The 22,841-nt window shown below is 72.3% G+C and carries 20 protein-coding genes; 6 read left to right on the forward strand and 14 right to left on the reverse strand.

Going from position 1 to position 22,841, the window contains the following annotated elements; all coding sequences use genetic code 11:
- Nucleotide 1 precedes the first annotated feature (1 nt).
- Together egtB and egtA are read right to left on the reverse strand one after the other, a co-directional pair.
- The gene (gene egtB, locus HD593_RS42660; protein WP_185108238.1) at nucleotides 2-1,294 is read right to left on the reverse strand and encodes an ergothioneine biosynthesis protein EgtB; all 1,293 of its coding nucleotides are present in this window, start codon (nucleotides 1,292-1,294) and stop codon (nucleotides 2-4) included.
- On the reverse strand, nucleotides 1,291-2,559 hold the full coding sequence (gene egtA / locus HD593_RS42665) for an ergothioneine biosynthesis glutamate--cysteine ligase EgtA (protein WP_185108240.1): 1,269 nt from the start codon (nucleotides 2,557-2,559) through the stop codon (nucleotides 1,291-1,293). The genes egtB and egtA overlap by 4 nt, the downstream gene beginning before the upstream one ends.
- Before the next feature lie 117 nt (nucleotides 2,560-2,676).
- Between egtA and HD593_RS42670 the strand changes: the two genes are divergently transcribed.
- On the forward strand, nucleotides 2,677-2,967 hold the full coding sequence (locus tag HD593_RS42670) for an anti-sigma factor family protein (RefSeq protein WP_185108242.1): 291 nt from the start codon (nucleotides 2,677-2,679) through the stop codon (nucleotides 2,965-2,967).
- Here the strand turns inward: HD593_RS42670 and HD593_RS42675 are convergent.
- From HD593_RS42675 to HD593_RS42685, 3 genes are all read right to left on the reverse strand, one after another.
- Nucleotides 2,927-3,211, reverse strand: a complete 285-nt coding sequence (locus tag HD593_RS42675) for an anti-sigma factor family protein (RefSeq protein WP_253748027.1) — start codon at nucleotides 3,209-3,211, stop codon at nucleotides 2,927-2,929. The genes HD593_RS42670 and HD593_RS42675 overlap by 41 nt on opposite strands.
- 41 nt (nucleotides 3,212-3,252) lie before the next feature.
- A complete protein-coding gene (locus HD593_RS42680; RefSeq protein WP_312904120.1) occupies nucleotides 3,253-3,882 on the reverse strand; it encodes a sigma-70 family RNA polymerase sigma factor in 630 nt (209 codons plus the stop codon).
- 236 nt (nucleotides 3,883-4,118) lie between these two features.
- On the reverse strand, nucleotides 4,119-5,159 hold the full coding sequence (locus HD593_RS42685; protein WP_185108244.1) for a TerC/Alx family metal homeostasis membrane protein: 1,041 nt from the start codon (nucleotides 5,157-5,159) through the stop codon (nucleotides 4,119-4,121).
- A gap of 217 nt (nucleotides 5,160-5,376) precedes the next feature.
- On the opposite strand from HD593_RS42685, the gene HD593_RS42690 reads away from it, so the two are divergent.
- The gene (locus tag HD593_RS42690) at nucleotides 5,377-5,979 is read left to right on the forward strand and encodes a TetR/AcrR family transcriptional regulator (RefSeq protein ID WP_185108246.1); all 603 of its coding nucleotides are present in this window, start codon (nucleotides 5,377-5,379) and stop codon (nucleotides 5,977-5,979) included.
- 96 nt (nucleotides 5,980-6,075) lie between these two features.
- On the forward strand, nucleotides 6,076-7,989 hold the full coding sequence (locus HD593_RS42695) for a primary-amine oxidase (RefSeq protein WP_185108248.1): 1,914 nt from the start codon (nucleotides 6,076-6,078) through the stop codon (nucleotides 7,987-7,989).
- 3 nt (nucleotides 7,990-7,992) lie between these two features.
- On the opposite strand, the gene HD593_RS42700 is transcribed toward HD593_RS42695, so the two are convergent.
- The 4 genes from HD593_RS42700 to HD593_RS42715 form a co-directional block, all read right to left on the reverse strand.
- Nucleotides 7,993-9,012 (reverse strand): LacI family DNA-binding transcriptional regulator, encoded by a 1,020-nt coding sequence (locus tag HD593_RS42700; protein ID WP_246547018.1) that lies wholly within the window; start codon nucleotides 9,010-9,012, stop codon nucleotides 7,993-7,995.
- 142 nt (nucleotides 9,013-9,154) lie between these two features.
- On the reverse strand, nucleotides 9,155-9,958 hold the full coding sequence (locus HD593_RS42705; protein ID WP_185108252.1) for a hypothetical protein: 804 nt from the start codon (nucleotides 9,956-9,958) through the stop codon (nucleotides 9,155-9,157).
- Nucleotides 9,955-10,998, reverse strand: coding sequence for a hypothetical protein (locus tag HD593_RS42710; RefSeq protein WP_185108253.1), 1,044 nt, complete (start codon nucleotides 10,996-10,998; stop codon nucleotides 9,955-9,957). Before HD593_RS42710 ends, HD593_RS42705 begins: the two co-directional genes overlap by 4 nt.
- Nucleotides 10,991-11,596: an RNA polymerase sigma factor gene (locus tag HD593_RS42715; protein ID WP_185108255.1), complete on the reverse strand. Its 606-nt coding sequence runs from the start codon at nucleotides 11,594-11,596 to the stop codon at nucleotides 10,991-10,993. The genes HD593_RS42710 and HD593_RS42715 overlap by 8 nt, the downstream gene beginning before the upstream one ends.
- 959 nt (nucleotides 11,597-12,555) lie before the next feature.
- On the opposite strand from HD593_RS42715, the gene HD593_RS42720 reads away from it, so the two are divergent.
- From HD593_RS42720 to HD593_RS42730, 3 genes are read left to right on the forward strand one after another with little or no spacing between them, the layout of a single operon-like run.
- Nucleotides 12,556-12,726 carry a hypothetical protein gene (locus HD593_RS42720; protein WP_185112782.1) on the forward strand — a complete coding sequence of 57 codons (171 nt, stop codon included), beginning with the start codon at nucleotides 12,556-12,558 and terminating at the stop codon, nucleotides 12,724-12,726.
- Between the two features lie 3 nt (nucleotides 12,727-12,729).
- The gene (locus tag HD593_RS42725; protein ID WP_185108257.1) at nucleotides 12,730-13,968 is read left to right on the forward strand and encodes a sensor histidine kinase; all 1,239 of its coding nucleotides are present in this window, start codon (nucleotides 12,730-12,732) and stop codon (nucleotides 13,966-13,968) included.
- A gap of 29 nt (nucleotides 13,969-13,997) precedes the next feature.
- Complete coding sequence (locus HD593_RS42730) at nucleotides 13,998-14,597, forward strand: response regulator (RefSeq protein WP_185112474.1); 600 nt, start codon at nucleotides 13,998-14,000, stop codon at nucleotides 14,595-14,597.
- 19 nt (nucleotides 14,598-14,616) lie between these two features.
- Here the strand turns inward: HD593_RS42730 and HD593_RS42735 are convergent, their stop codons facing one another.
- From HD593_RS42735 to HD593_RS42755, 5 genes are all read right to left on the reverse strand, one after another.
- Nucleotides 14,617-18,615, reverse strand: a complete 3,999-nt coding sequence (locus HD593_RS42735; RefSeq protein ID WP_312904123.1) for a type I polyketide synthase — start codon at nucleotides 18,613-18,615, stop codon at nucleotides 14,617-14,619.
- A gap of 56 nt (nucleotides 18,616-18,671) precedes the next feature.
- The gene (locus HD593_RS42740; RefSeq protein ID WP_185108259.1) at nucleotides 18,672-19,715 is read right to left on the reverse strand and encodes a ketoacyl-ACP synthase III family protein; all 1,044 of its coding nucleotides are present in this window, start codon (nucleotides 19,713-19,715) and stop codon (nucleotides 18,672-18,674) included.
- Between the two features lie 14 nt (nucleotides 19,716-19,729).
- Nucleotides 19,730-19,981: an acyl carrier protein gene (locus HD593_RS42745; RefSeq protein WP_185108261.1), complete on the reverse strand. Its 252-nt coding sequence runs from the start codon at nucleotides 19,979-19,981 to the stop codon at nucleotides 19,730-19,732.
- A complete protein-coding gene (locus HD593_RS42750) occupies nucleotides 19,978-21,045 on the reverse strand; it encodes a ketoacyl-ACP synthase III family protein (RefSeq protein WP_312904124.1) in 1,068 nt (355 codons plus the stop codon). The genes HD593_RS42745 and HD593_RS42750 overlap by 4 nt, the downstream gene beginning before the upstream one ends.
- Nucleotides 21,046-21,490: 445 nt before the next feature.
- Complete coding sequence (locus tag HD593_RS42755) at nucleotides 21,491-22,813, reverse strand: cellulose binding domain-containing protein (protein ID WP_185108263.1); 1,323 nt, start codon at nucleotides 22,811-22,813, stop codon at nucleotides 21,491-21,493.
- Nucleotides 22,814-22,841: the final 28 nt, after the last annotated feature.

Below are 22,841 nucleotides of genomic sequence, written 5' to 3' on the forward strand. Positions count from 1 at the left end.
CTCAGACCAGCTCCGATCGGGCGCAGCGGAAGCCGGTGAAGATCTGCCTGCGGATCGGGTAGTCCCAGTTCCTGAACGTGGTGCGCACCGCCGCCGGGTCGGCGGCCCAGGAGCCGCCGCGCAGCACGCGGTACTCCTCGCCGAAGAACACCTCGCTGTACTCCTTGTACGGGAAGCTGCGGAACCTCGGGTACCCGTGGAACCAGGAGCCGGTCCACTCCCACACGTCCCCGATCAGCTGCTCGGCCCCGTAGGCGCTGGCCCCCGCCGGGTACGCGCCCAGGGGGGCGGGGTGGGAGGCGCGGTGGCCGAGGTTGGCCAGGTCGGGGGTGGGGTCGGCCTCGCCCCACGGGTAGCGCCTGGACCGGCGCGCCACCGGGTCCCAGCCGCACGCCTTCTCCCACTCGGCCTCGGTGGGCAGCCGCTTGCCCGCCCAGCGCGCGTACGCGTCGGCCTCGTACCAGCTCACGTGCTGGACGGGCTCGTCCATGGGGACGGGCTCGACGCGGCCGAAGCGGGTGCGGTGCCAGGTGCCGCCGTCCCTGGTCCAGAAGAGCGGGGCGGTGATGTCGCGGCGCTGCCGCCACTGCCAGCCCTCGGGGGTCCACCAGCGCGGGTCGTCGTAGCCGCCGTCCTCGATGAACGCCAGGTACGCCCGGTTCCCGACGGGGAGCCGGTCGATCCAGTAGCCGGGCAGGTCCACCCAGGTGGCGGGGCGCTCGTTGTCGTAGGCCCACGGCAGCGTGTCGGTGCCCATGAGGAACGGCCCGGCCGGGACGTGCACCTCCTCGGGGCCGGCGGCGCGGCCCGGCGGCAGGTCGCCGTCGCTGACCAGGCCCGGCTGCCCGGAGAGCTGCAGGGTGGCGAGCATGGTCTCGTCGTGCTGGTGCTCGTGCTGGATCACCAGGCCGAACACGAACCCGTCGCGGTGCAGCGGCGACGGGCCCTCCAGGTCGATCGAGTCGAGGACGTCGAGGACGCGGCCGCGTACGCCCTCGATGTAGCCGCGGGCCTCGGCGGGGCGCAGGAACGGCAGGGTGGGGCGGTCCTTGCGCGGGGTCTTGAAGGCGTCGTAGATGTCGTCGATCTCGGGGCGGAGCGGGGTGATGCCGGCGGCGGCGCGCAGCACCCAGAGCTCCTCGTAGTTGCCCACGTGGGCCAGGTCCCAGACGAGGGGGGACATGAGGGGTGAGTGCTGGCGGATCAGGAGGTCGTCCTCGGCGGCCGTGTAGGCGAGCGAGCGGTCGCGCACCGCGATGAGCTCCCTGGCGATGCGTTCCTTGATGTCGTTCATGCGCGTCCTTCGTGTCCGTGGTCGTGCGTGGGGCCGTCGGGGTCGTGGTGGTCGAGCCAGGCCGGGTGCCTCGCCGCCTGGTCGATCAGGACGGCCGCCGGTGAGCGGCCGGTGCTCACGTGCCGGTCGGCGAACGCGGCCACCGCGCCGGTCAGGGCGGCGCCGGCGCCGAGCCGCGGCAGCGCCTCCAGCGCGGCGCGGAAGCACGCCTCGGCGGCGGTCCTGAGCCGCGGGTCCGCCAGCCCGCACCGCGCAGCTCTGTCCCATTCCTCCTGGTACGGGGCTCCCTGCCGGGGCTCGACGGCGGCCATCGCGACGTCGCCGGCGTGGTCGTCGGTGATGAGGGCGTGGGTCACGGCCACGCACACCGGCCAGGTTTCCGGATGTTGCGCGTCCAGGTAGCGGATCTCCAGCCAGCCCCGGGGCCTGACCGGCGGGAAGACGGTCGTGGCGTGGTAGGCGAGGTCGTCCGGCGTGGGCCGTCTCCCGCCGCCGCCCTCCAGCCAGTCGCGGAACGTGGAGCCGTCGCGTACGGGCCGGTAGCGCTCGGCGTCCTCCCGCACCAGCATCAGCCGCGAGTCCAGCAGGTACGCGGCCCAGTCCGCGACGGGGTCGCCCGTGACCGGCACCGGCCGGGTCCTGGTCGGGTCGAGGTTGTTCCAGACGTCCTGGCGCCCGGACATCCACCCGTACGGCCTGCCGCCGCTCAGCGGGGAGTTGGCGAAGGCGGCGAGCAGCACCGGCCCGAGCGCGTGTGCCCGCTCCCACCGGACCGCCGGACTGCGCCCGAAGTCCAGGTTGACCTGGATCGACGCGGTGGAGCACATCATCAGCGGCCCGTACGGCGCCCCCAGGAACTCGGCCATCGCCTCGTAGCGGGGCAGGCCGAGCTGGCGGCATGGGGGGCGTACCGGGTCGAGCCCCACCCCGCCCAGCGCCAGCCCGGCGGCGCGCAGCCCGTCGCGCACGACGGCCACGTCGGCGGCCAGGCGGGCCACCGTGTCGGGCAGCGGCCCCGCGGGCCCGGACAGCTCGACCTGGCCGCCCGGTTCGAACGTCACCCGGCTGCCGCCGGGCAGCTCCTCCGGCAGGGCCCGCCGGGTCCGCTCCATCGGGACGTGAGCGCCGGGGTCCGCCCGGTCGAAGACGAGGAACTCCAGCTCCACGCCCACCCGGTCGCCGGCGGGGCGGAAGCACCGGTGTGCGTAATCCGCCACCTCCGTGGCGTCGCGCAGCGGCGTGCTCTCGGCCGTTACCCCGATCATCGTCTCCCCTTCGCCGGCGCCGCGGATCGTGCGCACGGGACTACAGACCCGGGAGGGGCGCGATCGTTACACCTGAATTTCCGCGTAACGGTCGGGACGCGCGGGGCACTGTGTGACATGGAGGAGGGTTCGCTGGGCTGCGCCGAGGTGCTGGCCCTGCTCACGGACTACCTGGACGCGGCGCTCCCGCCGGGGCGGCACCGGGCGGTCGCGGCGCATCTGGGGGCGTGCGAAGAGTGCTCGGCGTGGCTGGCGCAGGTGCTGGCGACGATCGCGGCCTTGGGCTGCCTGCGCGACGGGGTCATCTCGGCGCAGGTGCTGGCGGCGTTGCGGGAGAGCTTCGGGGAACGGTGCCGGGGCGGGGGTGTCACGAATGATGGCGGTGGCGCTCGCGGAAGGCGGACATGAGCCGGTCGCGTACGGGCGCCGACAACTTCTCCGGCGGCTGGTCGCCGAGGACCTTGATGGTGGCGCGGAACTGCTCGAAGTAACGCCCGCACCCCTCGCAGCAGGACAGGTGCGCCCGCATGCCGTCGCGGGACGGCTGGTCGAGGGCGTCCTCAAGGTAGGCGGTGAGAAGTTCCGCCAGCTCGTCGCAGGTGAACCGCTTCACGACGTTGACCGCCCTCGTCTCTGGGATGAACCGTTTCACTCATTGTCGCCGTTGTGCGGGCCCGGTGGGGCCGCGCGATGTCATTCGGGCTGTTTGACGGACTCGTAGTAGTCCGCCAGCCAGCCGCGTACCGCCGTGCGGGCGCGATGCAGCAGGACCCGCTGGTTGGCCGCGGAGATCTCCAGGATCTCGCAGACCTCGTCGGAGGTGCATCCCTCCACGTCGCGCAGGGTGATCACGACCCGCTGCCGGGGCGGCAGCCGGCCGAGGGCCTCGGCGATCAGCGCGCGCACCTCGGCCGCCAGCGCCTCGCCCTCGGGCGTCGGCCAGGCCGCCGCCAGGTCGGCCTGCCCGCCCCGCGCCGCGCCGAAGTCGCGGAACGGGCCGCCGTCCTGCTCGAAGGCGCTCCACGGCAGCGTGCGGCTCTCCCGCACGCCGCGCTTCTTCGCGGTGTTGACCAGGATGCGGAACACCCACGTCTTGATCGAGGCGCGCCCCTCGAAGCCGTCGATCCCGTCGACCACCGCCAGCCAGGTGTCCTGCACGACCTCCTCCGCGGAGTGGTCGGTGGACACGTAGGACCTGGCGACCCGGAGCATGCCCCTGGACCAGGTGTCGAGCAGCGCCGCGAACATCGCTTCGTCGCCTGCGCGCAGGGCCGTGACGACGACGTCATCCGGGGGCAGCCCACCGCCCTCGAAAGACCCCACGATCGCTCCCCCTCCGGTCGGCCGCTGGGACGTCTCACCTCTGAGGAGCCGGGCCCGAGCCCGGCGCCGCCCCACTGCGGGACGACACCGCTCAGGTTAATCTCCCCCACTGACGTTTCCCCGGGCTCGGGGTGTGTAGCCACGACCGGGCGGGGTCTTGGCAAAGCCGTCCCCAAGCTTCGGCCGTCCGGCGTGGCGGGAATCCGGGGTGACGGGAAGGGACCCCGCGAGCCGGGTCAGCGCTCGCCCGCCGGTTCCCCGACCGGCTCGGGCCGCGCGGAGGCGGCGCGGACTCGGTCGCGGCGGTTGGCCAGCAGGCTGGTCACCGTGACGATGACCAGGACCGACACGATGACCAGGAGCGAGGCCAGGGTCGGGATCTCGGGCACCCACGCCCAGACGCCGTGCGCCCAGTGCAGGACGAGCTTGACCCCGATGAAGGCGAGGATGACGCTAAGGCCGTGGTTGAGGTGGCGGAGCCTGGTCAGCACGCCCTGGAGGACGAAGTACAGCGCCCGCAGCCCCAGCAGCGCGAAGGCGTTGGTGGCGAAGACGAGGAACGGGTCCTCCGTCACCCCGTACACGGCCGGTACGGAGTCCACGGCGAAGACGATGTCCGTGCCCAGGATCGCGACGGCGGCCAGCGCCAGCGGGGTGAGCGCGAGCCGGCCGCGCTCGCGGACGACCAGCCGCGAGCCGCGGTAGTCGTCGGTGACGGGCACGAAGCGGCGCACGAGCAGTACCGTGCGCATGGAGGAGATGTCCACCTCGTGCCCGCCGCCGCGCAGCACGTCCTTGACGATCTTGCCCGCGGTCACGATGAGGATCGCGCCGAACAGCAGGAACGCCCACGTGCCGCTCTGCAGCGCGGCGGCCCCGAGCCAGATGAAGACGACGCGCAGGACGAGCGCGCCGACGATGCCGTACAGCAGCACCCGCCTGGCCAGCGCGGGCGGCACCGCGAAGGCCGCGAGCAGCAGCATGAACACGAACAGGTTGTCCACCGACAGCGACTTCTCCACCACGAACCCGGTGAAGAACTCCGCCGCCACGCCACCCCCGTGGGCGGCCCACAGGTAGCAGCCGAAGAGCACGGGCAGCAGCAGGTAGAAGACCGACCAGCCGACGGACGCGCGCACGCTCTCCTCGCGCGGGCGCCGGGTGATCAGCAGGTCCACCAGCAGGAGCAGCGACAGGGCCGCCACCGTGACGGCCCAGAGCGCCGGTGAGGCGATGGTGCGCAGCTCGACGGCATACGAAAGTGTCCCCGCGGACATGGAATCCCTCCCTCGAACAGTTCCGGCCGTTCGAGGTCTCCTTCACCCAGCGGGCGACCGTCCGGGAACGTGCGGGACGTCCGTATTGACCGGGCCGGCTCTTGAGAAGTACTCCCCTCGCCGGTTCAGACTAGAGCAGGCGGGGACTTCCCCTGACCGCGAGATGACTCCCGGTCCGTGCTTGACGGGACAATTGAATGAAATTTTAAATTCGGTCATGGGACGCATCGCGGGAGTCACCGCCGCGGAGACGCGCGAGCGCTTGCTGCTCGCCGCCGCCGAGGTCTTCGCCGAGCGCGGCTACGACGGCACGCGCGTGGCGGACATCGCCGCCGCCGCGGGGGTGAGCAACGGCGCCCTGTACGCGCACTTCGGCTCGAAGGCCGGGCTGCTCGTGGCCGCTCTGCGCGCGCACGGGCGGCACCAGCTCGCGAGCCTGTTCGTCACCGACCCCGACCGGTCGGCCACGGAGCTGCTGCTCGCCATCGGGCGCACGCTGACCCGCCGGCGCGACCCCCTCGGCTACCTCGTCGTGGAGGCGCTGGTCGCGGCGCGCAGGGACGAGGACGTGGCCGGGCCGATGCGCGACTACGTCGCCGAGCGGGCCACCTGGATCGCCGACCTCGTACGGGTGGCGCAGGGCGACGCCGAGCTGGACCGCGAGCTGTCGCCGGACGCCGTGGCGCACTTCTGCCTGCTGCTCGGGATGGGCAGCGCGCTGGTCAGCCCGGAGCTGCACGGGGTCGGCGACGAGGAGTGGGCGGCGCTGCTGTCGCGGATCGTCAAGGCCCTGGCCCCGCGGGAGGAGCCCGGAGACTGACGCGGCGGGCGGCGAGGACAATCGACGGCCGCTCTGGAAATCACGGGCGCGGTGGTGTTCGCTGACGGCGACGTTCCTCTACGCGAGGGAGAAGCCATGACCACCCCGCCGCACCCGCTCGACCCGCTGACGCCCGAGGAGATCGCCGCCACCCGGACCGTGCTGGCCGCCGCCGGGCTGATCAAGGACACCACCCGCTTCGCGTACACCGGGCTGGAGGAGCCGCCCAAGGACGCGATGCTCGCCTACTCGCCCGGGTCCCCGCCCGACCGCAGGGTCCGGGTGCTGCTCCTCGACCTGGCCGGGGCGGCGCCGCGCGACGTGGTCGTCTCGCTCACCAGGGGGACGGTCGACGCCGACCGCGCCCTCGACCCCGCCGTCGACGGCCAGCCGCCCGTGCTGGACGCGGAGTTCGGGATCGTCGAGGAGGTGCTGGCGGCCGACGAGCGGTGGATCGCCGCGCTCAAGAGCCGCGGGCTGGACGTCGCCAAGGTCAGGGTGGCCCCGCTGTCGGCCGGCGTGTACGCCGACGAGTTCCCCGGCGAGTCGGGCCGCCGCATGCTGCGCGGGCTCGCCTTCGTGCAGGAGCACGAGAAGGACCACGCCTGGGCGCATCCCGTGGACGGCCTCGTCGCGTACGTGGACGTGCTCAACCGCACCGTGGACCAGGTGATCGACACGGGCCCCGTCCCGATCCCGTCGGTCTCGGGCAACTACGACGACGCCGCCGTCTCGGGCGCCCCGCGGACCACGCAGCGGCCCATCGAGATCACCCAGCCCGACGGCCCCAGCTTCACCCTCGAAGGAAACCTGCTGCGCTGGGAGAACTGGTCGCTGCGGATCGGCTTCGACGTGCGCGAGGGGCTCGTCCTGCACCAGATCGCCTTCCACGACCGGGACGCGGGCCGCGAGCGCCCGATCGTCCACCGGGCCTCGATCGCCGAGATGGTCGTGCCGTACGCCGACCCCTCCCCGATCCGCTCCTGGCAGAACTACTTCGACGCCGGCGAGTACCTGTTCGGCCAGTACGCCAACGCCCTGGAGCGGGGCTGCGACTGCGTCGGCGAGATCACCTACCTGGACGCCGTCATCGCCGACGAGCACGGCGCCGCGCGCACCCTGCCGAACGCGATCTGCCTGCACGAGGAGGACCACGGCATCCTGTGGAAGCACACGGACCTGTGGACGGGCTCGGCGGAGGTCCGCCGCCAGCGCCGCCTGGTGCTGTCGTTCTTCACCACGGTCGGCAACTACGACTACGGCTTCTACTGGTACCTCTACCTCGACGGCACCATCGAGCTCCAGGTCAAGGCGACCGGCGTGCTGTTCACCTCCGCCTACCCGGAGGGCGGCTCCGCGTACGCGACGGAGGTCGCGCCCGGCCTGGCCGCGCCCTACCACCAGCACCTGTTCTGCGCCCGCCTGGACATGGCGGTGGACGGGCCGGACAACCGGGTGGAGGAGGTCGAGCTGGTCCGCGTCCCGATGGGGGCGGGCAACCCGCGCGGCAACGCCTTCACCTACCGGCGCACCCCGCTGACGAGGGAGGGCGAGGCCCAGCGCGACGCGGACCCGGCCGCCGGGCGCACCTGGCACATCACCAACCCGGCCTCGCTCAACGCGCTCGGCCGGCCCGTCGCCTACGTGCTCCACCCCGAGGGCCGGCCGGTGCTGCTGGCCGATCCGGGCTCCTCCATCGCGGCGCGGGCCGCGTTCGCGACCAGGCACCTGTGGGTCACCGCGTACGACCCGGACGAGCGTTACCCGGCCGGTTACCTCGTCAACCAGCACCCGGGAGGCGCCGGGCTGCCTGCCTTCGCCGCCGCGGACCGCGACCTCGACGGCCGCTCGCTCGTCGTCTGGCACGTGTTCGGGCTGACCCACGTTCCCCGGCCGGAGGACTGGCCGGTCATGCCGGTGGAGTACACGGGCTTCACGCTCAAGCCGGCCGGCTTCTTCGACCGCAATCCGACGCTCGACGTTCCCGCGCACCACGGGCACGGCGCGTGACGGTCACGCGGGAGCGTCGTTCACGCGGACGTGGGCCGTGGTGGAGGTGCGCGCCATCAGGTCGGGCTGGAAGATGACCTGGCGGTGCTCGTGGTCGCCGGCCTGGTTGGCCTCCTCCAGCAGGAGCGTGGCGGCGGTTTGGCCGAGCTGCTCGCGCGGCTGCCTGATCGACGACAGCGGCACGGCGGCCGCCGCGGCGAAGTCGATGTCGTCGTACCCGAGGATGGCCAGGTCGGCGGGCACCCGCAGCCCGCGCAGGGTCATCTCCTGCAGCACGCCGATCGCGACCAGGTCGTTGGCGCAGAAGACCGCGGTGGGCCGCTCGCCGGGCGGCAGGTCCGCGATCTCCTTGCCGACGGTGCGGCCGGTGGCGACGGTGAGGTCGGGCAGGGGGATCACGGTCAGCGTGTCGTCGGGGCCGAGCACGCGGGCCAGGCCGTCGCGCCGCTCGCGTACCTGCCGGACGGTGAACGGGCCGCCGGCGAAGGCGATGCGCCGGTGCCCCCGCTCGCGCAGGTGCTGACCGGCCAGCACGCCCCCGAGCACGTCGTCCACCGCGACGGCGCAACCGCCGCTGTGGCCCGCCGAGCTGTCGAAGCGCACCACCGGGATGCCGCGCGAGACGAGCCTGCTCAGCCGCTCCTCCTCGCCCCTGTCGTTCACCGGCGTGATGAGCACGCCCAGGGGCCGCTGCTCCTCGAACGTCTCCAGCAGCCCCGCCTCGCGGCCGGCGTCCTTGTTGCTGTTGAACACCATCACGGTGACGTCGGCCTGCTGGGCGGCGGTCTCCACGCCGCGCAGGACGTCGATGAAGAACGGGTTGGCGAGATCGAGCGCGACCACCCCGATGATGCGGCTCCGCCCCGCCCGCAACTGGCGGGCGGAGCCGTTGCGCACGTAGCCGAGCCGCTCGATCGCCTCCTGCACCCGCCGCCGGGTGTCGGGCGCGACCATCTCCGGCCGGTTGAGCACGTTGCTCACGGTGCCGACGGAGACCCCGGCGAGCCGGGCGACCTCTTTCATGCTCGACATCGTTCCTCGAGTCCCGTGAGCGGCGCGAGCGCTGTTCGTCCGCTGTGATCATAGCGCAGCCACTCAGAGGGATTTGGAACGATTTGAACACGCTCCCGCTGCTTTATCCGTGCCTATTCGTGCTTATTCGTGCTTATCCGGCGTCAGGGACTGCCGGGGCGTCGTTCGTCCAGCCCGCCTCGAACGTCTCCACCCTGTCCTTGCCCTTGACCGGCTTGCCGCCGGGCAGGGCCAGCTTGTGGCCGGACCGGCCCTGGGGGTCCTTGGCCCGGCCCAGGTCCTTGACCCCCTCGGTGGTCCGCAGCGCCTCGTACGCGGCGGCGCGGACCTTCCGCGGCACCGGGTTCTGGTAGAGGAGCCGGGTCAGGCTCTCGGCCACGTACAGGTCCAGGTGGTCCAGCCAGTCCTGCTTCGTGGCCCTGGGGTCGGTCGTCCTGGCCTCCTCGGCCGCCTTGTCGATCCAGGCGTTCACCTCGGAGGTGACGTACCGCCTGATCCCGGCCGCGTCCGCGGGCAGCTTCTGCAGCTGCTCGAACGTGACCGGCCGCTCACCCAGCATCAACGCGGCGGGACGCTCGTCCACCTTCTTGACCCAGCCCTTGCCCGGCTTCGTGGACAGCGTGATCTTCATGCCTTCCGTGCGGTACGTCCACGAGCTCGGCGAGCCGTCCTTCTTCCACGCCTGCTCGTCCTGTTTCGTCTTGGGATAGGCGCCCAGCGGCCGGTAGGCGGCCCACGACCGGCCGTCCGGAGTCGCCCAGTCCACGCTGGCACGGCGCTCCATCACCGCGTACCCGCTGCCCACCGGGCGCGGGTGCTCCATCGTGATGATCGTCTTGACGCGCCAGAACTTCGCCTCCGGCTCGGCCGCGTGGGCGGGCGCCCCGGCCAGCGCCAGGCCGGCCATCGTCGCGACGGCGGCTGCGAGAACTCTCATTTCGACTCCTTCAGTGGGTTCTGATCCGTCCAGACGCTGTCCCGGATCGCGGTGTACTCCAGGAGCCGCCCTTCCTGGGCGGTACGCGTCTCGATCGACAAGGGCTTTCCTGTGGCGGGATCGATCACCAGCCGGGTCCTGGTCTCGCCCGCGTATCCGGTCACGGGCAGCTCGGCCGAGTGATACTCCAGGCCCTCCCCCGGCCGCCCGAGCACGTCCGTCACGGCGCCGGCCGCCGTCACCCCGGGCAGCGAGGCGAGCAGCCGGTACGCCGCCGCCCTGGTCCCGCTCGTCACCGGGGCGTACACCAGCAGCCGGACGACGTTGTCGGCCAGCGCGCGGTCGTCCACGCCCGCCCCGTACAGGGCGCGCAGCCCCTCGGGCGTGTCCGGGACCTCGCCCAGCTTGGTCAGCGGCTCGCCGGCGAGGACGATGCGGAAGTCCCAGTCCTCGCTCGACCAGGTCCTCGCCTCGCCCGCGCCCCCGTTGACGACGCCGCCGGCCCGCTCGGGCGTGACGAGACCGGGCGGGTCCGCGTACCGCCACGACGTGGGCGAGCCCGCGGCCCGCCAGGCCTCCTCGTCCCGCGCGCTCGCGGGCTCCGCCCCCAGGTACGTGGTGCGGTACCAGGTCCTGGCCTCCGGGTCGGCCGGGATCCACACCTCGGCCGACTCGCTCTGCCGCAGCCGGTAGCGGTGATCCGGGTCGTCGAACTCGCGGCCGTTCACCAGCGTGCTGCCCCACCAGGCGCCCTCGTCCGGCTGCCTGGCCACCGACTCGGCCGCCGCCAGCAACATCCGGTCCGCGGTCAGCGGCGCGACCGCGACCGGCCTCGCGCCCTGCTGCGCCGGCGGCGGCGCCGCGGTGATCACGACGGCCGCCGCGGCCACCAGCGCCGGCCCCGCGGCCCGCCGGCGGCCCCGCCCGAACCTCCGTTCCCGGGCGAACGCCCTGTTCAGTCGATCCCGGCCGGCCTGCTGGACCTCGGGGTCCAAGGGGGGCGCGGGCAGCAGCTCGCGTACCGCCCGGTAGTCATCCATCGGTTCCTCCTGACAGCGGGTTGGCGCCGCCCAGGGCGGCGCGAAGCTTTCTGCGTACGCGGGACAGGCGGGAGCCGACCGTGCCGTACGGGATGCCGAGCGCCGTGGCCACCTCGTCGTGGCTCAGCCCGCCCAGCGCGCTCAGCAGCAGCACGTCGCGGTCGCCGTCGGGCAGCGCCTCCAGCTCGGCGGCCAGCCGCGCCTGCTCGTTCCCGGCGTCCACGCGGCTGATGACCCGCTCCTCGTGGCCGTGCTCGGGCCGCTCCTCCGCCGCGGAGCTGCGGCGCAACGCCGCCAGCTTCCTGGTCTCCGTGCGCCGGTGCAGGGCGATCAGGTTCGTGGCGATGCCGTACAGCCAGGGGCGTACCTCGCCGCGTTCCCTGTCGAAGGTCCTACGCTTCCTGAACGCGGTGAGGAACACCTCGGACGCGAGGTCGTCGGCCGTCTGCCGGTCCAGCCGCCGGCCGAGGTAGGCGTGGATCTCGGCGAAGTAGCGGTCGTAGATCTCGCCGAAACGGTCCGGCCTGCGGTACGACGCCTCCAGCAGTTCCGCGTCGCTCGGAGGTCCCTGGTGAGGGAGCCGGCGGGGAGCGGTCATGTTGGCAGTCACACCTGTACTCAACCGAAGGGCCGAATCCCTTTCACGGCGAGCCGGCCGCAGGAGCGGGAGTCTTGCTGTGGTACCGCGCACGGCTACGCACCGCGAGATGAGAGTGTGCGGCAGGTCACCCCTTGTGATCTTCGTACGATGGACTTGACCCCCGAGACCATCCATGCCTAGATCAAGAGACTCACCCTCGCCCCACACGCCCCGAAGGACACCCCCGCATGGCATCGGCAGGAGCGTGCCGGAAATGCTGACCGACCAGACCGAAGAGCGGCGACGCCGCCGAGGGCTGGCGCTGCGGATCTCCACCCTGCTGCTGGGCGTCCTCCACCTGGTGCTCGCCGCCATCCTGATCGCCGTCCCCGGCAGCTCTCCCTCACTCGACCCCCTTCCGTCGCTGGACGCCGACAAGGAGACCTCCGACAGGAGGTCCGCCGGCAGAAGCCCCACGGCCGAACCCGGCACCGGACGCCCGATCGCCGCGACCAGCCCCCACTCGGCCTCGCCCCCGGTAACCCCCACCCCCGCGAACCCCACCGCCTCCGCTCACCCCTCAACCACCCCGCAGACCCCCACCGCCACCTCGTCCTCCATCCCTGAGGCCACCCCCCGCCCCAGCAGCGGCCCCGTAGCCGAAAGCGGCGTCGTACCACCATCGGAAGGCGTCCGAGAGGCATCGAAGATCGCCCCAGCAATCCCACAGAAGACCGTCAAAACCAGGCCGGCCCGCCCATCCAAGACCCCTACCCCGGCCATCGCCCCCAGCCCGGAACACGTCCCTCCAGGCCAGACCCGCGAACCACCAGGCCGAGTCCGCGGCAGCGGCCCCACCCGGTAAGGGCACAACAAGCAGGACTGCACACCGTCACGGGCCAGCGCGTGGTCGCTCCACCCTTGGCTCCACCCATGTGAGGTGCCGCTCCACCCACCCGCCTGCTTAGCGTTCCGGCATGGACAAACGGCTTGAACTGCTGCAACGTCTGCTGGACGCCAACGGGGGCAAAGTGAACGGGAAGTTCTTGATCGCGGTCATCGTCGTGGCCGTGATCGTGGTCATCGGGTTCCTCGCGTTCCGGCTTATCTTGGTGGACATGATTCTCAGCCTGCGGGACGCCCGCTAGCACATGCGCGAGGTGTGGGGGCGGGTCAAGCGGCTGCTGGCCGCCGACGACCCCGAGACCGGGCGGTTGACCAGGGCCTTGCTGACCCTGGTCCTCGCCTGGTCGCTGGTGGTCGCCTCGCCGGGCCGGGCGGCGGCGCTCGTGTGGTCGGCGCTCGGTGTCGCGATGGCCTGCTGGCTGGCGTTCGTCCTCCTCGACGGCCGCTACCCCACCAAGGCCCCACTCGACGACCGCTCCCCCACCCCTGACCGGACGCCACCCGACGAGACGCGTTCCAGCCGCCGAATCGCTGCGCGCATCAGAGCCTCGTTCGCCGAGCGTGTCCCCGTGGCGCCTACGGCGCTGCTCGCGGCCGGGTCCGCGGTGGCGGCCACGGTGACGGGGTCGGAGTCGGCGGCGCCGACGGTGTTCCTGTTCGCGATGCTGCTGCTGTATGCGGCGCACATGGCGCCGAGCATGACGACCATCTGCCTGGTCACCGCGATCGACCTGGGGTTGATGGCCGGGAGCCTGGTCTGGTTCGACCGGCCGCGGACGTCGATCGTGGTCCAGGGGATGGTGATGGTGTGCACGGTGCTGTTCGCGCTGCACCGCCGCCAGTACCGCCGCACCCTCCAGGACCGGGCCCGTGCCATGGCCCTGGACGAGCGCGCCCGCATCGCCAGGGAGCTGCACGACGTGCTCGCGCATTCCCTGGGTGCGCTGGGAGTGCAGCTCGACGTGGCCGAGGCGCTGCTGACCGAGCGAGGGGACGTGGAGGGCGCGGTGGCCCGCATCCGCCGCTCGCGCGGGCTCGCCAGGGAAGGGCTGGTGGAGGCACGGGCTGCGGTGGCGGCGCTGCGCGAGGACGTGCCCCCGCTGCCGGACGCGCTCGGCCTGCTCGTGACCGAGCACCGCCGCGACCACTCCGTACGAGCCGAACTGCGCACGACGGGGACGCGGCGGCCGATCACCCCTGCTGCCGAGGTCTGCCTGCTGCGCACGGCCCGCGAGGCTCTCACCAACGCCGCCAGGCACGCCCCGGGCCGGCCGGTCACGCTCGGCCTGTCGTACGGCGAGCACTCCGTCCGCCTGACGGTCCGCAACCCCCTTCCCACCCAGGAGCACACGGGAGAACAGCCGGGGCACCACAGCGGGTACGGGCTGACCGGGATGCGGGAGCGGGTGGCGCTGGCGGGTGGGACGCTGGGTGCCGGTCCCTCGGGCGAGACGTGGGAGGTACGGGCGGAGGTGCCGGAGTGAAGGTGCTGGTGGTGGATGACCAGCAGGTGATGCGCGAAGGGCTCGTGGCGTTGCTGGACCTGGTGGACGGCGTCGAGGTCGTCGGGGATGCCGGTCAGGGTGAGGAGGCGCTGGGGCTGGTGGCGGAGCTGCGGCCGGACGTGGTGCTGATGGACCTGCGGATGCCGGTCATGGACGGTGTGGAGGCGACGCGGCGGATCGCCCGCGAGTATCCCGGGGTGGCCGTCGTGGTGCTGACCACGTACGACGACGACCGGTCCGTGGACGCGGCGCTGCTGGCGGGGGCGCGCGGTTACCTGACCAAGGACGCGGGGCGGGCCGAGATCGCCGCGGCGCTGCGTTCGGCCGCCGCGGGGCAGTCGACGTTCTCGCCCGCGGCGGCCAAGCGGCTGGTCGAGGTGCTGTCCCGGGGTGCCGCCGAGCCGGTGACCGTCTGTCCGGACGGGTTGACGGTGCGGGAGGTGGAGGTGCTGCGGCTGATCGCGCGCGGGCTCAGCAACGCCGAGATCGCCGCCCGCCTGTTCATCGCCGCGACGACGGTCAAGACGCACATCAACAACGCCTTCGCGAAGATCGGCGTACGCAACCGCACCGAGGCCGCCGGCTACGCCCGCAACCGGCTCCTCTGAACGCCGCGGGCGGCGGGTCTCAGCCTCCGAACGCCGGCACGCTCTCGAGGACGGCCTCGGGCGCGGCGTCCTGTCTCGGCTTCCGCGTCGTGAGCAGACCCACCAGGTGATCGGCGATCGCGGAGATGGTGGGCTGCTGCCACAGCAGGGTCGCGGGGAGCCGGCAGCCGAAGCGCTTCTCCAGCCGCCGCCTGACCATGACCGTCATCACCGAATCCAGCCCCTGCTCGATGAGGGGTCGCCGGACCGCCAGGTCCTCGGTGTCCAGCCTCATCACGGCCGCTATCTCCGCGCGGACCTCCGTCTGGACGTGCTCGCGCAGTTCGTCCGGCGGTAGGCCGGCGAAGGAGTCCGCGGGTTCCCGCAGCTCCTCCTCGGCCGGCGCCGGCGCGTCGATCACCGGGTAGCGGAGTCCGGACAGGTGTCCCACCACGCGGCCGTCGGCGTCGGCCAGGAGAGCCTGTACGGTGTCGTCGCCCGCCGGGTCGACGGCCGCGTGGATGATGACGGTCTCCGGTGGGGTGCCGGTCAGGGCCACCTCGTCGATGTGCACCACCATGCGCAGCACCGGGTCGCCGGGGAAGACGCAGGGAGCCACGGACATCACCGCGTCCAGCGCGGGTGCCCACGTCAGCGGCGCCTTGACGGCCTGCCCGCCCTCCGCCTGCCCGTTACCTGCCTGTCCGTCATCCGGGTACGTGTCGTCCGGGTGTCCGGTGCGGACTGTGGCGCGTAGTACTCCTTCTCCGCCCAGCAACGTCTGGATCGTCCATTCGAAGCCCGTCGCGGGGACGCCGACCGCGGCCAGGCGCCGGTGCACGAAGCCGGTGTCGAGGGGGGTGAGACCGGTCGTGCCGGCCTCCGGGAGCACGTCCGGCAGCGCAGGTGCGCGGCCCGCCGCCACCCCATTGCCGTGAGCCGCCGCATGGTCGTGAGCCGCCCCCTTGCCGCGAGCCGCCCCATTGCCCTGGACTGCTCCGTTGCTCCTGGCCGCCGCATCGCCGGGAGCCGCCACGGACGCCGTGACGTGCACCAGCCAGGCGGGTTCCGGCTCGCCGGGGCCGGCCGGGGTGCGTGCCGCGAGCCGGATCGCGGGAGGCTCGTGGACGATCTGGATCTGCCTGCGTTCCGCCGTCATCAGCGGATGCATCATCTCCACGTCGGTCAGGACGGGCACGGCCCCGTCAGCGCCCGCCACCGCGTGCAGGAACGTGTTGACCAGCACGGCTGCGGGCACGATCTCGACCCCGTTGAGCGCGTGGCTGCCCGGGTAGGGCCGGTTGGCGTCCTCCAGGCTGGTGCGCCACAGCCGTGAGCGGCTGCCCGCGAGGCTCGTCCCGGCGCCGAGCAGGGTGTGGGAGTGCACGTCGTGGCCACGGTTCTCGTCGTCGCCGGCCGAGGCGTCACGCCAGTGGCGGCGGTGCTGCCAGGCGTACGGCGGCAGGTCGGCCAGGTCGCCGGACGGCTGCAGGCGGCTCCAGTCCACCTCGACGCCGTGGCAGTGCGCCAGGCCCACCGCTGCGAGGAGGGTCGAGCGCTCCGGCTGGTTGCGGCGCAGCGACGTGCCGACGAACACGTCCTCGAACCCGGCCTCCTCGATCGTCTCGGTGATGGAGTGCGCGACCACGGGGTGCGGGGAGATCTCCAGGAACGCGCGGTAGCCGTCCTGGGCGGCGGCCTGGGTCGCGGCGGCCAGCCGGACGGGGTCCCGCAGGTTCGCCGCCCAGTACGCGGAGTCCAGGACGGGCGTGGACCGGGGGTCGGCCAGCACGGTCGTGTACATGGGGATGCGGGGAGCGCCGAACGCGAGATCGGCGGTGGCCGCCGCCAGTTCGACGGCCAGGGGTTCCATGTGGGGGCTGTGGAAGGCGACGTCCGACGCCACCCGGCGGGCCACGATCCCCTCGGCCGGCCACTCGTTCAGCACCGCCTCGACCGCGGCGACGTCGCCGGACAGGACGGTGGAGCCGGGCGCCGACGAGATCGCGGCGACCAGATCGGTACGGCCGGCCAGCCGCCCGGCCGCCTCCTCGAAGGGCAGGCCGACCATGACCATGGCCCCCTTGCCCTCGGCCTGGCGCAGCAGCCGGGACCGGCGGCAGATCAGGCGCGCGCCGTCGGCGACCGACATCGCGCCGGCCGTCACCGCCGCCGCGATCTCGCCGACGGAGTGCCCGATGACGGCCTTGGGGCCCACCCCGTACGCGTTCCACAGCCGGGCGAGGCCCAGCTGCATCACGAAAATCATGGTCTGTACGCGGTCGATCCCGTCGAGCTCGCCCTCGGTCAGGACCTGCCGGGGGGAGAAGCCGATCTCCTCGGCGAAGATCGGCTCCACCTCGTCGACCAGGGCCGCGAACTCCGGCTCGGTGGCGAGCAGCTCCCGCCCCATGCCGCGCCACTGGCAGCCCTGCCCGGAGAACACCCAGACGGGCCCGGGGCCTGGGTCGGGCAGCACGTCCCCGGTGAGGACGTCCTCGGACGGCAGGTCCTCGGCGAGCCTGCGCAGGTTCGCCGCCAGCTCGCCCCTGCCGTCCGCGATGACGACGGCCCGGCGGGCCAGGTGGGAACGCCGCAGCGCCAGCGTGTGCCCCACCGAAGCCACGTCGAGCCCGTCGAGCCGGTCGGCCAGCGTGCCCGCGTACCGCCGCAGAGCCGTCCGCGACGCGGCCGACAGCGGGAACAACCGCTGGCCCTGGGAAACCCGGGACGCCCGGGGCGGCTCCGAAGCCGGCGGTGGGGCCTGTTCGAGCAGGATGTGCGCGACCGTGCCCCCGTACCCGAAGCTGGACACCCCTGCCCGCCGGGGATGCCCGCGCTCCGGCCAGGCCGACCGTTCGGTCACGAGGCGGAGCCCCGAGGTCTCCCACGAGATGGCCGGGTTCGGGGTGGTCAGCACGCTCGGAGGGATCTCGCCGCGATCGAGGGCGAGCACCGCCTTGATGACGCCGGCGATGCCGGCGGCGCCTTCGAGGTGCCCGATGTTGGACTTGACGGAGCCGATGAGGCAGGGGTCGCCGGGCGGGCGTCCCGTGCCGTACACGGCGGCCAGCGCCTCCGCTTCGAGCGGGTCGCCGAGCCTGGTCCCGGTCCCGTGCGCCTCGACGTAGCCGACCGTGGCGGGCGAGATGCCCGCCTGGCGGCAGGCCCTGGTCATCACGTGTTCCTGGGCCGCGCCGCACGGGGCCATGATGCCGTTGGTGTGCCCGTCCTGGTTCACGGCGCTGCCGATGACGAGCGCGAGGATCCGGTCGCCGTCGCGCCGCGCATCGGACAGCCGTTTGAGCACGACCACGCCGCAGCCCTCGCCGCGCCCGTAGCCGTCGGCCGCGGCGTCGAACGACTTGGACCGCCCGTCGGGGGCCAGAGCTCCGGCGGTGCCGAGCGTGAGGGTCTGGCCGGGGGTGACGAGCAGGTTGACGCCGCCGGCGAGGGCGACGTCGCTCTCGCCGAGCCGCAGGCTCTGCGCGGCCAGGTGCAGCGCGACCAGCGACGCCGAGCAGGCGGTGTCGACGGCCATGCTGGGGCCGCGCAGGTCCAGGGAGTAGGAGATGCGGTTGGCGACGGCGCAGGTCGCGGCGCCGATCCCGGTCCACGCCTCGATCTGGGGCAGGTCCTCCAGCAGGCGGCCGCCGTAGTCGGCGGTGCAGACCCCGACGAACACGCCGGCGTCGGTGCCGGCCAGCGCGTGCGGCGGCAGGCCGGCGTGCTCCAGGGCCTCCCACGCGGTCTCCATCAGGATGCGCTGCTGCGGGTCCATCAGCTCGGCCTCGCGGGGCGACAGGCCGAAGAACTCCGCGTCGAAGCCCTCGATGTCGTTCAGGAAGCTGCCGTGGCGTACGGCGTCGCGCAGCGCGGCGGCGTACTCGGGGCTGTGGTTCTCGTACGGGCGCCAGCGTTCGGCGGGCAGCGGCCGGGTCGTGTTCCTGGCGGCGCAGAGCAGGTCCCAGAACGCGTCCGGCGAGCCGGCGTCGCCGGGGAAGCGGCATCCGATCCCGACCACCGCGACCGGTTCCACCCGTACTCCGCTCGGACTATCGGCCATCGCGTTCGTTTCCCTTCGAGGACGACGTTTCACGACCATGCGGGCGTGTCGAGGATCTTGATCACGGCGCTGGAGACGGTGACTCCGGGGCCGGTGCCGAGCATCAGCAGGTGGTCGCCGGGGCCCAGCTCGCCCGTCAGCAGCAGCCTGTCGAGGGCGAGGACCTGGTCGCTGGCCCCGCAGTGGCCGATGGTGCGGCCGTAGCCCCAGGTCGATCGGGACATGGGCAGGTCGAGCGCGGCCATGCACCGCTGTTCGACGATCTCCTCCGAGTAGTTCATGAAGGCCACCCGGGTGAGGTCGCGGGCCTCGATGCCGCTCTCGGCCAGCGCGCGCTCGACGACGTCCATCAGCGCCCGCTGGATCTTGAACAGGGCGGCGGTGGCCTCCCCACGGGGCATGACCTGCTGCCTGAACTGCTCGTTTCTGGCCCCGAAGCTCATCCGCCGCCCGACGGTGACGCCGGGAGGGAACAGCGGCTCGGTGCCGCGGTGCAGCTCCTCGGCCTCGGGCACGGTCACGGTGCAGACCGACATCAGGCGGGCGAAGCCGGTCTCCTTCGTCAGGACGAGCGCGCTGGCGGCGTCCCCTCCGATGTAGCCGGGGCCCATGCGCCACCGGTCCATCAGCGGGGTGCCGTAGTTGTCGGCGGCGACGAGCAGGGCGGCCTGCCGGCCAGAGCCGGCGTCCAGGTAGCTGGCGGCGAGTTCGAGCGCGATGAACATCCCGTTGCAGCCCTGCCGGATCTCGGTGGCCAGGACGTCCCCGCCGACGAGCTGGCGCTGCAGGTAGGCATGCGGGGGCCAGCCGTCCGGGCCCTGGTGCCACGTCGAGGCGTACAGGAGGAGATCGAGGTCCGCCGGTGACCGGCCGCTGCGCTTGAGCGCGCTCTGCGCCGCGTGCAGGGCCATCTCGGGAGCCGGTACGTCACCGGCCACCGCCGCCCCTGCCAGGTTGTGCAGCTCGGCCTCCTCCGCCGGGTACCAGCCCTTGGCGACGGCCTTCTCGACGCTGACGACGGTCCGGGGCAGGAAGGCTCCCACTCCGCTGATGTACGTGTCCGCCCACTGCATGACTGCGCCCCCGGCTACACGGATTCGAGTTCCCTGACCATCGCCACGATGGTCACGACGTCCCTGAAGTTCTCGGGGTCGAGCTTCGCCGCGGGGATCGGGACGCCGACGTCCTTCCTGAGGAAGTTCAGCAGCCGCGCCGTCCGCAGGGAGTCCAGCAGGCCCGACACCAGGAGCGGGGTGGTCTCGTCGACCTTGATGTCGTCGCCGTCCAGGACGAGGTTCTCCTGGATGAAGCCGACCAGCCGCTGCGTGAGCTCGGTCATGCGTGCGCGCCTCTCGTGACGGAACCCTTGGTGACGGGAGTGGTGGACAGAACCCGGAACGCGGCCGCGGCGACGGACGTCCCAGAGCCGAACCCGACCATGAGCAGGTGGTCGCCGGCCACGAGCCCGCCGGTCGCGATCAGGTGCTCGAAGGCGATGAACTGGTCCACCGCGCCGCAGTGGCCGACGCGCCGCCCGTAGTCCCACGTCGTCTGGTCCTCGTCGATGCCCAGCCAGGACATCTGCCCGTCCAGGTCCTCGCGGCGGCCGTGCGGGAACGCCACCCGCGTGACGTCGGCGAGGCCGATCCCGGCCTCGTCCAGGGTCTGCTCGACCTGCTGCATCATCGTCTTCTGGATCGTCAGGTGGATCCCGGTTCCGTGCGCCTTGAGCAGCCGCTGGCGGAACTCCTCGTGCCGGTCGCCGAAGCTCAGCCCCCTCCCGACGGTGGCGTCCGGGGGGAACAGGGGGTAGCCGCCGTCGTTGACGGCGTCGGCCTCCGGGATCGTGGTCGCGTTGACCGCGAGGAGCTCGGCCATGCCGTACTCCTTGCCGAGGACGAGCGCGCACGCGGCGTCGCCGATCACCGCTCCGGGCGTCATGCGCCAGCGGTCGACCAGCGGGGTGCCGTGGTTGTCCGCGGAGACCACCATCGCCGTTTCCCGCCGCTGGTCGGCCTGAAGGTAGCTGGCCGCCAGCTCCAGCGAGCTGATCATGCCGACGCAGCCGCTCCGGATCTCGAACGCCGGCACGTGCCCGCCGAGGAGGTGCATCTGCAGGTAGTGCTGGGGCTGCCAGCCGTTGGGGCCCTGGTGCCAGACCGACGGGTAGAGCAGGAGGTCGAGCTCGCGCGGGGAGGATTCGCCCCAGCGCTCGTAGGCGTCCAGGACCGCGCGCCTGGCCATCTCCGGCGCGGGCACGTCGCCGGCGACCGCCGCCCCGATCTGCTGGAACCGCTCGATCTCCGCCGCCGGGTACAGGCCCTCCCGGGCCGCCTGCTCGACGGTCACGATGTCCGGCACGAAGACGCCGAGGCTCCTGACGAACATGTTGGATGTACGCACACGTCCCCTAACTCGTCGACGATCGCCGCACCCGCGGGCACGGCAGGGCAGGGCAGGGCGCCGCCGATGCGGCGGAGCGCCAGGGAGAACGGCGTGAACGGGACGGCGGCGGGATGGGCGACGCACATCCCGGAAGCTCGCCGTCGGCGATTCGTATGGAAATTCGGCCGAGCACACGCAGCCGGCCGACGAAAATATCGTGAATACGGAGTCGGCGGTCGGATGAGAGTCAGCTGTCAGGTTCTGCAATTTCTGCAGATCGGCACAGAGGAAAGGATAGGGCCGCTGATCGAGTAAATCAATATAACGTCCCGAAATCTGGACGACGTCATTCCGTGATCGGCGGTCGGCGGAACGTGTCGAGTTAGGAATTGCACTTTTCCAGGCCGAGCTGCGGTTTCCCGGCCTGGACGGTTCCAGAGCGGTTTCCGAAATTGCGCCCGGCTCAGCCGGTCGTGATGGCGCAGGGGATGCCGTTGAGCTTGAAGTCGGCGGGTACGGCGTTCGTCCCGCTGTAGGTCGCCTCGAAGCCGAAGCTGGTGCTGGAGCTGGCGCCGATGACGGCGTTGTGGCCGGCGTCGCGGGCGGTCACCTGGGTGCCGGACTGGGTCACGGTGGCGTTCCAGGCGGTCGTGACCTGCTGGTTGCCCGCCCAGCTCCACGTCAGGACCCAGCGGTCGATGGGGGTCGTGCCGGTGTTCCTGATGGTGACGGTGCCGGTGAAGCCGTCGGTCCAGGTGGTTCTGGCGTAGGAGACCTGGCAGGAGGTGCCCATCTTGAGCCCGCCGCGCAGGTGCCGCTCGAAGGTCTCCCAGGTGGGGTTGGGCGTGCCGGTCTGGGTGGTGCTGCCGCAGTTGGTGGTGGTGTACGTGGTCTGGGTACCGAAGCGAGCGGGGTCCATGACGTCGGCCATGCCGTGGTCCGCGCCGGGGATCGAGATGAACTGGGCGTTGCCGCAGCTCGTCCTGATCTTGTTGTAGAGCAGCACGCTCTGGCCGTGCGGCACCAGGAAGTCGCTCTGGCCGTGCAGGAACAGCAGCGGCGGGTCGTTGGCGTCGACGTAGTTGACCGGGTTGGCCAGGGCCACCTTGTCGGGGCAGGTCTGGATGGCGCAGCCGATCAGGAGGGATTCGGGCGAGACGGGAGAGTCGTGGTCCAGCCCTCCGCCCGGCAGGTTCTGCGCGTTCATCTGGAGGAAGTCGGTCGGGCTGTAGAAGGCGAGTCCCGTCTGCAGGGCGCTGGAGACGCCGGTGGTGCCGACGGTGCCCTCCAGCGCCGCGACGCCGCCGGTCAAGGTGGCCATCTCGGTCAGCCAGCCGCCCGAGGAGTCGCCCATCATCGCGAAGCGGTTGGGGTCGAGCTGGTACGTGGCGGCGTTCGCCCGCAGCCACCGGATGGCCGCCTTGACGTCGTGCACCTGGGCCGGGAAGACCGCCTGCGTGCTGGACCGGACGCTGACGCCGGCCACCGCGAACCCCTTGGCGTTGAAGACGGCGGCGATCTCGTCGGCGCGGCTCTTGCCGTCGTCGCTCGACCACGCCGAGCCGCGGTGCCAGATCAGCAGCGGCCGGGGGGTGATGCCGCCGGACGGCAGGTAGAGGTCCAGCAGGTGGCCCCTGGACCCGGCGGGCTGCGCGGGCGCGTAGGCGATGTCGGTGAACACCTGCGTGGCGTGCGCCGGTGGCGAGAGCGCGAGCGACACGCCCAGGGTGGCCAGCATGGTCAGCACCATGCCGAGGATCGAGGCCGTGCGCTTACGAGCGTGCATGGTGCGCCTCCGGTGTTCGGATGATCGC

Source organism: Nonomuraea rubra (genome assembly GCF_014207985.1).
GTDB lineage: Bacteria > Actinomycetota > Actinomycetes > Streptosporangiales > Streptosporangiaceae > Nonomuraea > Nonomuraea rubra.

Excerpts from the sequence above, each read along its gene's own strand:
- HD593_RS42695 (WP_185108248.1), top strand. The coding sequence starts at position 6,076 with ATGACCACCCCGCCGCACCCGCTCGACCCGCTGACGCCCGAGGAGATC.
- HD593_RS42755 (WP_185108263.1), bottom strand. The coding sequence starts at position 22,813 with ATGCACGCTCGTAAGCGCACGGCCTCGATCCTCGGCATGGTGCTGACC.
- HD593_RS42710 (WP_185108253.1), bottom strand. The coding sequence starts at position 10,998 with ATGGATGACTACCGGGCGGTACGCGAGCTGCTGCCCGCGCCCCCCTTG.
- HD593_RS42730 (WP_185112474.1), top strand. The coding sequence starts at position 13,998 with ATGCGCGAAGGGCTCGTGGCGTTGCTGGACCTGGTGGACGGCGTCGAG.
- HD593_RS42670 (WP_185108242.1), top strand. The coding sequence starts at position 2,677 with ATGGAGGAGGGTTCGCTGGGCTGCGCCGAGGTGCTGGCCCTGCTCACG.
- HD593_RS42720 (WP_185112782.1), top strand. The coding sequence starts at position 12,556 with ATGGACAAACGGCTTGAACTGCTGCAACGTCTGCTGGACGCCAACGGG.
- HD593_RS42700 (WP_246547018.1), bottom strand. The coding sequence starts at position 9,012 with ATGAAAGAGGTCGCCCGGCTCGCCGGGGTCTCCGTCGGCACCGTGAGC.
- egtA (WP_185108240.1), bottom strand. The coding sequence starts at position 2,559 with ATGATCGGGGTAACGGCCGAGAGCACGCCGCTGCGCGACGCCACGGAG.
- HD593_RS42745 (WP_185108261.1), bottom strand. The coding sequence starts at position 19,981 with ATGACCGAGCTCACGCAGCGGCTGGTCGGCTTCATCCAGGAGAACCTC.
- HD593_RS42690 (WP_185108246.1), top strand. The coding sequence starts at position 5,377 with ATGGGACGCATCGCGGGAGTCACCGCCGCGGAGACGCGCGAGCGCTTG.
- HD593_RS42715 (WP_185108255.1), bottom strand. The coding sequence starts at position 11,596 with ATGACCGCTCCCCGCCGGCTCCCTCACCAGGGACCTCCGAGCGACGCG.
- HD593_RS42725 (WP_185108257.1), top strand. The coding sequence starts at position 12,730 with ATGCGCGAGGTGTGGGGGCGGGTCAAGCGGCTGCTGGCCGCCGACGAC.
- HD593_RS42685 (WP_185108244.1), bottom strand. The coding sequence starts at position 5,159 with ATGTCCGCGGGGACACTTTCGTATGCCGTCGAGCTGCGCACCATCGCC.
- HD593_RS42740 (WP_185108259.1), bottom strand. The coding sequence starts at position 19,715 with ATGCAGTGGGCGGACACGTACATCAGCGGAGTGGGAGCCTTCCTGCCC.
- HD593_RS42705 (WP_185108252.1), bottom strand. The coding sequence starts at position 9,958 with ATGAGAGTTCTCGCAGCCGCCGTCGCGACGATGGCCGGCCTGGCGCTG.
- egtB (WP_185108238.1), bottom strand. The coding sequence starts at position 1,294 with ATGAACGACATCAAGGAACGCATCGCCAGGGAGCTCATCGCGGTGCGC.